Genomic DNA, 12,949 nt, shown 5'->3' on the forward strand with positions numbered 1-12,949 from the left:
GCGCGGGGCAAGGGCTGTTCGAACATGTCTTCGAACTCTTTTTCCCCTACAGTTGTCTGGTGTCTATAGCAAATTCTCTTGAGCAGCACGCCCGCAACCCGGAGCCCGCTCCCCAGGACCTGTCCCGGCTGATCGTCAAGGGCGCCCGCGAACACAACCTGCGGAACGTCGACCTCGACCTCCCGCGCGACGCCATGATCGTCTTCACTGGCCTGTCCGGCTCGGGCAAGTCGTCCCTCGCCTTCGACACCATCTTCGCGGAGGGGCAGCGCCGCTATGTGGAGTCGCTCTCCGCCTACGCTCGACAGTTCCTCGGTCAGGTGGACAAGCCGGACGTCGACTTCATCGAGGGTCTCTCGCCCGCGGTCTCGATCGACCAGAAGTCCACGAGCAAGAACCCGCGCTCCACCGTCGGGACCATCACCGAGATCTACGACTACATGCGGCTCCTGTGGGCCCGCGTCGGACGCCCCCACTGCCCCGTCTGCGGCGAGCTCGTGGCCAAGCAGACGCCGCAGCAGATCGTCGACCAGCTGCTCGAGCTCGACGAGGGCACCCGCTTCCAGGTCCTCGCCCCCGTCGTGCGGGCGCGCAAGGGTGAGTTCGTCGACCTCTTCCAGGAGCTGACCGCGAAGGGCTATTCCCGCGCGCGGGTGGACGGCAAGCTCGTCCAGCTCAGCGATCCGCCGAAGCTGGGCAAGCAGTACAAGCACACCATCGAGGTCATCATCGACCGCCTCGTCGTCAAGAGCGGCATCCAGCAGCGCCTCACGGACTCCGTGGAGACGGCGCTCAAGCTCGCCGACGGCCGCGTCCTGGCCGAGTTCGTCGACCTGCCCGAGGACGACGAGAAGCGCCTCCACGCCTTCTCCGAGCACCTGGCGTGCCCGAACGAGCACCCGCTCGCGATCGACGAGATCGAGCCGCGCTCGTTCTCCTTCAACAACCCCTTCGGCGCGTGCCCCGCCTGCACGGGTATCGGCAGCAAGCTCGAGGTCGACGAGGAGCTGGTGGTCCCCAACCCGGACCTGAGCCTCGCCGAGGGTGCCATCGCGCCGTGGTCGCTCGGTACGGCGACCCTCGAATACTGGACCCGCCTGCTCGAGGGACTCGCCTCCGAGCTCAACTTCGACCTCGCCACGCCCTGGCGCAAGCTGCCCGACCGCGCCCGCGAGGCCGCCCTGTACGGCAAGGACCACAAGGTCGTGGTGCAGTACAAGAACCGGTTCGGCCGCGAGCGCAAGTACAGCACCGGCTTCGAGGGTGCCATCCAGTACATCCAGCGCAAGCACGCGGAGACCGAGTCCGACAACGCACGGGACCGGTATGAGGAGTACATGCGGGAGATCCCGTGCCCCACGTGCGGTGGTGCGCGGCTCAACCCGGCGTCGCTGTCGGTGCTCATCAACGGCCGCTCCATCGCCGAGGTGTCCGCCATGCCCATGCGGGACTGCGCGGAGTTCCTCGACAACCTCGTGCTCACGGGCCGCGAGGCGCAGATCGCCAACCAGGTCCTCAAGGAGATCCAGGCGCGCCTGACCTTCCTCCTCGACGTCGGGCTCGAGTACCTCAACCTGGAACGGGCGTCGGGCACGCTGTCCGGCGGAGAGGCCCAGCGCATCCGGCTCGCCACGCAGATCGGATCGGGACTCGTGGGCGTGCTGTACGTCCTGGACGAACCGTCGATCGGCCTGCACCAGCGCGACAACCGCCGGCTGATCGAGACCCTCACGCGGCTGCGGAACCTCGGCAACACCCTCATCGTCGTCGAGCACGACGAGGACACCATCGCCGAGGCCGACTGGATCGTCGACATCGGACCGGGGGCGGGGGAGCACGGCGGTGAAGTGGTCCACTCGGGCCTGCTCGAGGACCTCCTCACCAACGAGAGGTCCCTGACCGGTGACTACCTCTCGGGACGCCGCAAGATCGAGATCCCGGCGAAGCGCCGCAAGATCGACCGTTCCCGCCAGCTGAAGGTCGTCGGCGCACGCGAGCACAACCTCACGAACGTGGACGCGACCATCCCGCTCGGCGTGCTGACCGCCGTGACCGGCGTGAGCGGGTCCGGCAAGTCGACCCTGGTGAACGACATCCTCTACAAGGTCCTCGCGAACAAGCTGAACGGTGCCAAGCAGGTCGCCGGGCGGCACAAGCGGATCGACGGCCTGGAGCACCTCGACAAGGTCATCCATGTGGACCAGAGCCCCATCGGCCGCACGCCCCGGTCCAACCCCGCGACCTACACCGGCGTCTTCGACAACATCCGCAAGCTCTTCGCGGAGACCACCGAGGCGAAGGTGCGCGGGTACCTCCCGGGCAGGTTCTCCTTCAACGTGAAGGGCGGCCGCTGCGAGGCGTGCTCCGGCGACGGCACGCTGAAGATCGAGATGAACTTCCTGCCCGACGTCTACGTCCCGTGCGAGGTCTGCCACGGCGCGCGCTACAACCGCGAGACGCTGGAGGTGCACTACAAGGGCAAGACCATCGCCGACGTGCTCGACATGCCGATCGAGGAAGGCGCCGAGTTCTTCGCGGCGTTCAGCCCCATCGCCCGGCACCTGAACACCCTCGTGGAGGTGGGCCTCGGCTACGTACGGCTCGGCCAGCCCGCCACGACCCTCTCGGGCGGCGAGGCGCAGCGCGTCAAGCTCGCGAGCGAGCTGCAGAAGCGCTCCAACGGGCGGAGCATCTACGTCCTCGACGAGCCGACCACCGGCCTGCACTTCGAGGACATCCGGAAGCTCCTGCTGGTCCTGCAGGGACTCGTGGACAAGGGCAACACCGTGATCACGATCGAGCACAACCTCGACGTCATCAAGAGCGCCGACTGGGTCATCGACCTCGGTCCGGACGGCGGCTCGGGCGGTGGCCAGATCATCGCGACGGGCACGCCGGAGCAGGTCGCCCAGAACGAGCGCAGCTACACGGGCACCTTCCTCAAGGAGATCTTCGACAAGGTCGGGTAGCTCCTGCGGCGGCATGGAGAGGCGTTGTGGATATACCGGGGAGGGCATGCGGAATGCATGCCCTCCCCGGTGCTATGGCAAGCTTGCCCGGTGGCGAATATGCATGCACTGATACTCTTCGACCTCGACGGGACGCTCGTCGACCCCGCGGGAGCCATCACCGGAGGCATCAGTTCGGCGCTGCGGAGCCACGGCCTGCCCGTGCCCGACGACGACGCCCTGCAGGCCATGGTCGGACCCCCTCTCGTGCACTCCCTCACCGCGCTGGGCGGTGTGCCGGCAGCCCGCGTGCAGGAGGTGATGGCCACCTATCGGGCGGGGTACGTCTCGACCGGCATGGCGCAGAGCCGCCCCTATCCGGGCGTCGCCCGCTGCGTGGAGGTCCTCGCCGCGGAGGGCGCGGTGGTCGCCGTCGCCACCCAGAAGCCGGAATGGCTCGCCGAGGAGCTCCTCGAGGCGCAGGGCCTGCGGCACCTCTTCGCCTCGGTACACGGCTCCCCGCGCGACGAAACCGCGGCGGTCGGCGGCAAGGAAACCATCGTCCGGGCGGCGCTGGAACACCACGGGCGGCACGCCGACGGGGTCGCCGGTCGGGCGGTGATGGTCGGTGACCGCCGGCACGACGTGGAGGGCGCTCTCGCCAACGGCCTGGCCTGCATCGGCGTCACGTGGGGGTTCGCCGCTCCCGGCGAGCTGGAGGACGCGGGGGCGGTCGCCGTCGCGCGATCCGCCGAGGAGTTGCTGGAGGTGCTCCGTGGGGGTCTATGACCTGACGCGCAGCACGACGCGCGGACTCATCGCCGGTCTCTGCCGGCCCACCGTCGAAGGACTGGGGAACGTGCCGAAGGACGGCCCCTTCATCGTCGCGGCGAACCACCTCTCCTTCCTCGACAGCGTGCTGGTGCAGGCACTCATGCCGCGGCCGGTCGCGTTCTTCGCGAAGGCCGAGTATTTCACGGGGAAGGGAGTGAGAGGCGCGCTCATGAAGTCGTTCTTCGAGGGCGTCGGGTCCATCCCGGTGGAGCGCGGACAGCAGGCGGCCAGCGTCCAGGCGCTCAGGACGCTCCTCGACCTGCTGGAACAGGGTAACGGCGTCGGGATCTACCCCGAGGGGACCCGCTCGCGCGACGGCCGGCTCTACCGGGGGAGGACCGGCGTCGGCTGGCTCGCGCTCACCACCGGGGCGCCCGTGGTGCCCGTCGGCCTTCTCGGCACCGAGGCCCTCCAGCCCGCGGGGAAGAAGGGGGTCCGTCCGCAGCACTTCACCCTGCGCATCGGGGCGCCGCTCGTCTTCGCGAAGACCGGCCCCGGCCACCCGCTGCCGGCCCGGCGCAGCGCGACGGACTCCATCATGGACAGTATCGCCGCGCTCACCGGCCAGGAACGGGTGCCGCACTACAACCAGAGTCCTGCGACGGAGTAGTGCCCGAAGGGTTCGGCGGCCCGGCCTGATCCGCGTCAGCGGTCAGCGGAAAGCAGTGCCCCCGGTCAGCGTCCGTTCCCCCGCCGTCCTAGGATGAAAGGCGTGGCGAACCCAGTAACCTACCGGCCGAAGACAGGCGAGATCCCGCTCGATCCGGGCGTCTACCGCTTCCGGGACGAGCACGGCAGGGTCATCTACGTCGGCAAGGCCAAGAACCTTCGCTCACGCCTGAACTCCTACTTCGCGAACCCCCAGGGACTGCTCGCCAAGACGCGGAGCATGGTGTTCACCGCCGCGAGCGTCGAGTGGACCGTCGTCGGGAGCGAACTCGAGGCGCTCCAGCTCGAGTACACGTGGATCAAGGAGTTCAATCCACGGTTCAACGTCATGTTCCGTGACGACAAGTCCTACCCCTACCTCGCCGTCACCATGGGGGAGAAGTACCCGCGCGTGCAGGTGATGCGCGGCGACAAGAAGAAGGACACGCGCTACTTCGGTCCGTTCTACCCCGCCAAGGCCATCCGCGAGACCGTCGACACCATGCTCCGCGTCTTCCCGGTCCGGACCTGCAGCAGCGGGGTGTTCAAGCGCGCGGAGCGGACCGGCCGGCCCTGCCTCCTCGGTTACATCGACAAGTGCTCCGCACCCTGCGTCGGACGCATCAGCCCCGAGGACCACAAGGCGCTCGCCGGGGAGTTCTGCGACTTCATGTCGGGGGAGGCGAAGAAGTTCATCTCCGGGCTCGAGAAGAAGATGGCCGCTGCCGTCGCCGAGCTCGACTACGAGACGGCCGCCCGCCTGCGCGACGACATCGCAGCACTCCGCCGCGTGTTCGAACGCAACACGGTGGTGCTCAGCGAGGACACCGACGCGGACATCTTCGCCCTCAAGGAGGACGAGCTCGAGGCGGCGGCGCAGGTCTTCCACGTCCGGGGAGGCAGGATCCGGGGACAGCGCGGCTGGGTGGTCGAGAAGGTCGAGGACATGGACACGCCGGATCTCGTGGAGCACCTGCTCCAGCAGGTCTACGGCGAGGGCAGCAGCAGCAACGAGCAGATCCCGCGCGAGGTCCTCGTCCCGGTGCTGCCCAGCAACTCGGACCAGATGCTCGAATGGCTCCGGGGCCTCCGGGGAGCGCGCGTCGACGTGCGGGTGCCGCAGCGCGGCGACAAGGCGACGCTCCTGGGCACCGTGGAGCAGAACGCCGCGGACGCCCTGCGCCTGCACAAGAGCCGCAGGGCCGGGGACATCACCACGCGGTCGGCCGCCCTGCAGGAGCTGCAGGAGGCCCTCGACCTGCCGCAGCCGCTGATGCGCATCGAGTGCTTCGACATCTCCCACGTGCAGGGCACCAACGTGGTGGCCTCGATGGTCGTCGTCGAGGACGGCCTGCCCCGGAAGTCCGAGTACCGGAAGTTCTCCATCACCGGGGACGCCGCACGGGACGACACCGCCTCCATGTACGACGTGATCCACCGCCGGTTCCGCAACTACCTCGCCGGGAAGGGCGGGGAGCAGCGCGCTGCCGGTCCGGATCCCGAGGTCGACCCGGTGGACGACGACGCCTCGGTCCTCGAGCACCCCGACGCCGACCCGCAGGGCGAGCCCGTCCGGGACACGACGACGGCGATCTCCCGCAACCGTTTCGCGTATCCGCCCAGCCTCGTCGTCGTCGACGGCGGACCGCCGCAGGTGGCCGCTGCCTCGCGCGCGCTGGCGGACCTCGGGATCGACGACGTCTTCGTGATCGGCCTCGCCAAGCGCCTCGAGGAGGTGTGGATCCAGGACAGCGAGTTCCCGGTCATCCTTCCCCGGGCGTCCGAGGGCCTGTTCCTGCTGCAGCGGATCCGCGACGAGGCCCACCGCTTCGCCATCACGTTCCACCGGCAGAAGCGCGGGAAGTCCATGACGGCGTCGGCCCTCGACGAGGTCGCCGGACTGGGTCCGGCCAAGCGCAAGGCCCTGCTGAAGCACTTCGGCTCGGTCAAGAAGATCCGGGCGGCCACCGTGGAGGAGCTCGTGGAGGTACCCGGCGTCGGCCCCGCACTCGCCGAGACCATCCGCACGTCCCTCGCCGTCGATGACGCCCCCGCCCCGGCCGTGAACATGACCACGGGCGAGATCATCGAAGATTAGCTAGGCTGAAGGCGCGGCCGCAGGAGCGCCGCTGAGACCGCACACCAGGGCAGGCCGGGATACCGGGTGTCCCGTCGAGCCGGAACGGACGCACCACGATATGACTGAGGCCACGAGCCTGACTCCGGTCAAACCCACCGAGTCCGAGCTGCTGGTGGTGACCGGCATGTCGGGCGCCGGGCGCAGTACGGCCGCGAACGCGCTGGAGGACCACGGCTGGTACGTGGTGGAGAACCTCCCGCCGCAGATGCTCACGACGCTGACCGAGCTCGTGGCGCGGACGCCGCAGTCCATCCCGAAGCTGGCCGTCGTCATCGACGTGCGCGGCAAGGAACTCTTTCTCGACATCAAGGCGGCCCTGGACGGCCTGCGGTCCGCAGGGGTCGACTACCGGGTGCTCTTCCTCGACGCGGAGGACACCGTGCTGGTGCGGCGCTTCGAACAGGGCCGCCGCCCGCACCCGCTGCAGGGCGACGGCCGCATCCTGGACGGCATCGCCGCGGAACGCGACGTGCTGAAGGACATCCGGTACTCCGCGGACATCGTGATCGACACGAGCGAGCTGAACGTGCACGCGCTCGCCACGAGCGTCACCGAGCTGTTCTCGGAGTCCGGTCCCATCGTCCTGCGGCTCAACGTGATGAGCTTCGGCTTCAAGTACGGCCTCCCGGTCGACGCCAACTACGTAGCGGATGTCCGCTTCATCCCCAACCCCCACTGGGTGCCCGTCCTGCGCCCCCAGACCGGGCTGGACGAGCCCGTCCGCGACTATGTCCTCGGCGCGCAGGGCGCGGGCGACTTCATCGACCGGTACGTGAACGCGCTGGTGCCCGTCCTGGACGGCTACCGCCGCGAGAACAAGCACTACGCGACCATCGCCGTCGGGTGCACCGGCGGGAAGCACCGGTCGGTCGCGGTGACGGAGGAGATCGCCCAGCGGCTGGCCCAGCTGCCGGGCGTGCAGGTCACCGCGCACCACCGCGACCTCGGGCGTGAATAGTGGCGCTGTTCTCGGGTGCTCTTCCCCTCGTCCCGCCCGCGGCGCGCAGGAAGGGTGAGGGCGGCGCGGGCCCGACCGTCGTCGCCCTCGGCGGCGGGCACGGACTGTCCGCGTCGCTGTCCGCCCTGCGGCTCCTGACGCAGGAGCTGACCGCCGTGGTGACGGTCGCCGACGACGGCGGGTCGTCCGGGAAGCTCCGGAGGGAACTCGGGGTGCTGCCTCCCGGCGACCTCCGCATGGCACTGGCCGCCCTGTGCGACGACACCGACTGGGGCCGCACCTGGCGGGACGTCATGCAGCACCGCTTCGCATCGCGGGACGGGGTCGAGGGATCGCTCGACGGCCACGCCATGGGCAACCTCCTCATCGTCACCCTCTGGGAGCTGCTGGGTGACCCGGTGGCGGGCCTGCAGTGGGCCGGCGCCCTCCTCGGGGCGCGCGGCAGGGTCCTCCCGATGGCGAGCGTGCCGCTCACGATCGAGGGCGACGTGCTGAGCGAGGTGCAGGGCTCCCTGCGGGTGCGCACCGTCAGCGGACAGGCGCAGCTGGCGGTCGCCGCGGGATCCGGGAACGTGAGCAATGTCCGGCTCCTCCCGCCGGAGGCTCCTGCCTGCAAGGACGCGCTGGAGGCCATCGAACTGGCCGACTGGGTGATCCTCGGGCCCGGGTCCTGGTACACCTCGGTGCTGCCCCACCTGCTGCTTCCCGAGCTCCGCGGGGCGCTGTGCCGCACCTCCGCGCGGCGGTGCCTCACGATGAACCTGAGCAACGACACCAAGGAGACGCAGGGCATGAGTGCCATCGACCACCTGAACGTCATCCGCCGGTACGCCCCGGATTTCACGGTGGACGTGGTACTCGCGGATCCCACGGTGATAGGGGACAGATCCGCGTTCGAGCGAGCCGTGGCAGGGATGGGAGGACGCGCCGTCTTCGGTACAGTGGGGGTCTCGACCGGTAAGCCCGTGCACGACCCGCTGCGGCTGGCGACGTCCTACAACGACATGTTTGGGGAGAACTAGGAGTGTATCTGTGGCCCTGACCGCCGACGTCAAAGAGGAGCTGTCCCACCTCGACGTCAAGAAGTCCTCGGTCCGCAAGGCCGAAGTGTCCGCGCTGCTGAGATTCGCAGGGGGCCTCCATATCATCTCCGGCAGGATCGTCATCGAGGCCGAGGTGGACCTCGCCTCGACGGCACGCAGGCTCCGGGCCGCCATCGCCGAGGTCTACGGACACACCAGCGAGATCATCGTCGTCACGGGCGGCGCTCTGAAGCGGGGGAACCGCTACGTGGTCCGGGTGGTGCGCGACGGCGAGTCCCTCGCCCGCCAGACGGGGCTGCTGGACAGCCGCGGCCGTCCGGTACGCGGACTGCCGTCGGCCGTCGTGAACGGCTCGACGGCGGACGCCGAGGCCGTCTGGCGCGGGGCGTTCCTGGCGCACGGCTCCCTGACCGAACCCGGCCGCTCCTCGTCGCTCGAGGTGACCTGTCCGGGTCCCGAGTCGGCCCTCGCCCTCGTGGGTGCGGCCCGGCGGCTGGACATCGCCGCTAAGGCGCGGGAGGTGCGCGGCGTGGACCGTGTCGTCATCCGCGACGGCGACACGATCGCAGCCCTCCTGACGCGCATGGGTGCCCACGACGCGCTGATGGTGTGGGAGGAACGCCGCATGCGCAAGGAGGTCCGCGCCACCGCGAACCGTCTCGCCAACTTCGACGACGCCAATCTGCGCCGCTCCGCACAGGCTGCGGTCGCCGCCGGCGCCCGCGTCGAGCGTGCCCTCGAGATCCTCGGCGAGACCGTGCCGGAGCACCTGCGCTACGCCGGGGAGCTGAGGGTGGCCCACAAGCAGGCGAGCCTCGACGAACTCGGCCGCCTCGCCGACCCGCCGATGACCAAGGATGCCATTGCCGGCCGTATCCGGCGCCTCCTGGCGATGGCGGACAAGAGAGCCTCCGACATCGGGATCCCGGGGACCGACGCCAATGTGACTCCGGACATGCTCGACGAGTGAATGAGTGCATAGGATGGAACGACAAGCCCGCTTCTGATCAAGCGGACCGCGTGCCGTCCGGATGCCCGGCGGCGCTGCGGACCGCGCGGGCGCCCCGGATCACTACATGGAGGACTACGTGAGCGCATACGTACTGCCGGATCTCGACTACGACTACGCGGCCCTCGAGCCGCACATCTCGGGCCGGATCATGGAGCTGCACCACTCCAAGCACCAGGCCACCTACGTCAAGGGCGCCAATGATGCCCTCGCACAGCTAGCCGAGGCCCGCGAGAAGGGCGAGTTCGGCACCATCCCGAAGCTCTCCAAGGACCTCGCGTTCCACGTCGGCGGTGTCATCAACCACAGCATCTTCTGGAAGAACATGTCCCCCGAGGGCGGCGACAAGCCCGTGGGTGAACTGGCAGTGGCCCTCGACGACGCCTTCGGGTCCTTCGACGCGTTCCGCGCCCACTTCAGCGCCGCGGCGACCTCCCTGCAGGGCTCGGGATGGGCCGTGCTGGCGTACGAGCCGCTGGGCAAGAACATCGTGATCGAGCAGCTCTACGACCAGCAGGGCAACGTTCCGGTGGGCACCGTCCCCCTTCTGATGCTGGACATGTGGGAGCACGCGTTCTACCTGGACTACGTCAACGTCAAGCCCGACTACGTGAAGGCCTGGTGGAACCTCGTGAACTGGGCCGACGTCCAGACCCGCTTCGAAGCGGCCCGGATCGGGGCGTCCGTCCTCATCACCCCCGGCCTCTAGGCAGGGCAAGCCCCAGGGCGGCTCCGGAGGGGGGTGTGCACCATACCCGTCGGTCCGGGGCCCTCTGCGCGTCATCAGTGCGCGCGCAACGCCGCGCTGAGTAAGGTGGGAGCCGTGCAGGGACATTTCCCGCACGGCTCCGAGGGCGCCACCCATGCTCCACAGGGAGCCAGCAGGACCCGATTCACTTCGGCACGAAGGTGTGCCCGGTACCAGATTTATTCGTCGCCGGCGTCGCCCGAGAAGGGTCGTCCGGCGGCACCACCTATGAAGGAGATGGAAACCAGTGACTACTCGTGTTGGAATCAATGGCTTCGGCCGCATCGGCCGCAACTACTTCCGCGCGGCCCTCGAGCAGGGCGCAGACCTCGAAATCGTCGCCGTCAACGACCTGACGAGCCCCGAGGCCCTCGCGCACCTGCTGAAGTACGACTCCGTCACCGGGCGCCTGAAGGCCTCCGTGGAGGTCGACGGCGGTGACCTCGTGGTCGGCGGCAAGCGCGTCAAGGTGCTCGCCGAGCGCGACCCCGCGAACCTCCCCTGGGCAGACCTCGGCGTCGACATCGTCGTCGAGTCCACCGGCTTCTTCACGAAGGCATCCGACGCGCAGAAGCACATCGACGCCGGCGCCAAGAAGGTCCTGATCTCCGCTCCTGCGTCCGACGAGGACATCACCGTGGTGCTCGGCGTCAACGACGGCGAGTACGACCCCGAGAACCACCACATCATCTCGAACGCGTCCTGCACCACGAACTGCCTCGGCCCCCTGGCCAAGGTGCTGAACGACTCGTTCGGTATCGAGCGCGGGCTCATGACGACGATCCACGCCTACACCGCCGACCAGAACCTGCAGGACGGCCCCCACAAGGACCTCCGCCGCGCACGCGCAGCAGCGATCAACATGGTCCCCACCTCCACCGGTGCGGCCAAGGCGATCGGCCTCGTCCTGCCGGAACTCAAGGGCAAGCTCGACGGCTACGCCATCCGCGTTCCCGTCCCCACCGGATCCGCCACCGACCTCACCGTCACCCTGGGCCGCGAGGTCACGGTCGAGGAGGTCAACGCCGCCTACAAGGCTGCCGCCGCCGACGGTCCCCTGAAGGGCTACCTCTCCTACACCGAGGACCCGATCGTGTCCTCCGACATCGTCACGGACCCGCACTCGTCGATCTTCGACTCCGGCCTCACCAAGGTCATCGGCAACCAGGTCAAGGTCGTCTCCTGGTACGACAACGAGTGGGGCTACTCGAACCGCCTGGTCGACCTGACCGAAATCGTCGCTGCCAAGCTCTCCTAGGCGGTCCCGTCCGTGGCTTACGCATCACTCGACGATCTCCTCGCTGAAGGAGTCCGGGGACGTCGCGTCCTCGTCCGCTCCGACCTCAATGTGCCCCTCGAGGGCGAGGTGCCTTCGCTGAAGGTCACCGACGACGGCCGCGTCCGCGCGTCCCTGCCCGTTCTGCGCAAGCTGAGCGAGGCGGGGGCCGCCGTCATCGTCCTGGCCCACCTCGGGCGGCCCAAGGGCGCCCCGGAGGAGAAGTACTCGCTGCGGCCGGCCGTCGACGTTCTTCGGGACCTCGCGGGCTTCCCGGTCACCCTTGCACCGGACACCACGGGGGAGGGCGCCCGCGGCGCAGCCGCCGCGCTGTCCGACGGCGAGGTGCTCGTGCTCGAGAACGTGCGGTTCGACGCCCGCGAGACGAGCAAGGACGAGGCGGAGCGTTCCGCCTTCGCCCGCGAACTCGCGGACCTGGTCGGCCCTGACGGCGCCTATGTCGACGATGCCTTCGGGGCGGTCCACCGCAGGCACGCGAGCGTGTACGACATCGCTGCGCTGCTGCCCGCCTACCAGGGTGACCTGGTCCGGGCGGAGCTCGTCGTGCTCGAGAAGCTGACCACGGATCCGCAGCGGCCCTTCATCGTCGTCCTCGGCGGGTCGAAGGTCTCCGACAAGCTCGCCGTGATCGAGAACCTGATCGGCACGGCGGACCGCGTCCTCGTGGGTGGCGGGATGGTGTTCACGTTCCTCGCCGCCCAGGGCTTCAGCGTGGGCGCCAGCCTGCTGGAGAAGGACCAGATCGACACCGTCCGCGGCTACCTCGAGCGGGGGGCGCGCGACGGCACGCAGTTCGTCCTGCCGACGGACATCGTGGTGGCGGAGAAGTTCGCGGCGGACGCGGGCTCCAGCGTGGTCGCAGCCGACGCGATCGAGGCGGGCACGTACGGGGCCTCGGGGATCGGCCTCGACATCGGCCCCGTCACGGGCCGGGACTTCGCCGCGAACATCGCGGAGGCGAAGACCGTCTTCTGGAACGGGCCCATGGGCGTCTTCGAGTTCGAAGCCTTCGCCGGCGGCACCCGGGCGGTCGCCCAGGCCCTCGTGGATGCTCAGGCGAACGGCGCCCTCACGGTGGTCGGCGGCGGTGATTCCGCTGCCGCTGTCCGTGGCCTCGGTTTCGCCGACGACCAGTTCGGGCACATCTCCACCGGTGGTGGAGCGAGCCTCGAGTACCTCGAGGGCAAGGAACTGCCCGGCCTGACCGCACTCGCCCGCGACTAGCGGGACGACGGCCACGCGCAGGACCGGCACGATCAGCCGCCCGACGACCGGGCGCACAGGAATGGCGGGATCCGCCGGGCGCACGCCCTGCGGATCCCGC

General features: G+C 69.2%; 10 protein-coding genes. All 10 read left to right on the plus strand.

What is annotated here, in order from left to right; genetic code table 11:
* The first annotated feature begins 59 nt into the window (after positions 1-59).
* The 10 genes from uvrA (at position 60) to ACX80H_RS01065 (ending at position 12,849) form a co-directional block, all read left to right on the plus strand.
* Positions 60-2,969, plus strand: coding sequence for an excinuclease ABC subunit UvrA (uvrA, locus tag ACX80H_RS01020; protein WP_459310576.1), 2,910 nt, complete (start codon positions 60-62; stop codon positions 2,967-2,969).
* Between the two features lie 99 nt (positions 2,970-3,068).
* Positions 3,069-3,737, plus strand: a complete 669-nt coding sequence (locus ACX80H_RS01025) for an HAD hydrolase-like protein (protein WP_459310577.1) — start codon at positions 3,069-3,071, stop codon at positions 3,735-3,737.
* The gene (locus ACX80H_RS01030) at positions 3,724-4,392 is read left to right on the plus strand and encodes a lysophospholipid acyltransferase family protein (protein WP_459310578.1); all 669 of its coding nucleotides are present in this window, start codon (positions 3,724-3,726) and stop codon (positions 4,390-4,392) included. The genes ACX80H_RS01025 and ACX80H_RS01030 overlap by 14 nt, the downstream gene beginning before the upstream one ends.
* A 102-nt stretch (positions 4,393-4,494) precedes the next feature.
* A complete protein-coding gene (uvrC, locus tag ACX80H_RS01035) occupies positions 4,495-6,528 on the plus strand; it encodes an excinuclease ABC subunit UvrC (RefSeq protein WP_459310579.1) in 2,034 nt (677 codons plus the stop codon).
* Between the two features lie 100 nt (positions 6,529-6,628).
* Positions 6,629-7,528: an RNase adapter RapZ gene (gene rapZ, locus ACX80H_RS01040; protein ID WP_459310580.1), complete on the plus strand. Its 900-nt coding sequence runs from the start codon at positions 6,629-6,631 to the stop codon at positions 7,526-7,528.
* The gene (locus tag ACX80H_RS01045) at positions 7,528-8,550 is read left to right on the plus strand and encodes a gluconeogenesis factor YvcK family protein (RefSeq protein WP_459310581.1); all 1,023 of its coding nucleotides are present in this window, start codon (positions 7,528-7,530) and stop codon (positions 8,548-8,550) included. The genes rapZ and ACX80H_RS01045 overlap by 1 nt, the downstream gene beginning before the upstream one ends.
* Positions 8,551-8,560: 10 nt before the next feature.
* The gene (gene whiA / locus ACX80H_RS01050; protein WP_459310582.1) at positions 8,561-9,541 is read left to right on the plus strand and encodes a DNA-binding protein WhiA; all 981 of its coding nucleotides are present in this window, start codon (positions 8,561-8,563) and stop codon (positions 9,539-9,541) included.
* 118 nt (positions 9,542-9,659) lie between these two features.
* Positions 9,660-10,289, plus strand: a complete 630-nt coding sequence (locus ACX80H_RS01055) for a superoxide dismutase (protein ID WP_459310583.1) — start codon at positions 9,660-9,662, stop codon at positions 10,287-10,289.
* A 286-nt stretch (positions 10,290-10,575) separates the two neighbouring features.
* A complete protein-coding gene (gap, locus tag ACX80H_RS01060) occupies positions 10,576-11,586 on the plus strand; it encodes a type I glyceraldehyde-3-phosphate dehydrogenase (RefSeq protein WP_459310584.1) in 1,011 nt (336 codons plus the stop codon).
* A 12-nt stretch (positions 11,587-11,598) separates the two neighbouring features.
* Positions 11,599-12,849 carry a phosphoglycerate kinase gene (locus ACX80H_RS01065; RefSeq protein ID WP_459310585.1) on the plus strand — a complete coding sequence of 417 codons (1,251 nt, stop codon included), beginning with the start codon at positions 11,599-11,601 and terminating at the stop codon, positions 12,847-12,849.
* The last annotated feature ends 100 nt before the right edge of the window (positions 12,850-12,949 follow it).

The sequence above is a fragment of the Arthrobacter pasteuri genome, assembly GCF_054510955.1.

Excerpts from the sequence above, each read along its gene's own strand:
- ACX80H_RS01025 (WP_459310577.1), top strand. The coding sequence starts at position 3,069 with ATGCATGCACTGATACTCTTCGACCTCGACGGGACGCTCGTCGACCCC.
- rapZ (WP_459310580.1), top strand. The coding sequence starts at position 6,629 with ATGACTGAGGCCACGAGCCTGACTCCGGTCAAACCCACCGAGTCCGAG.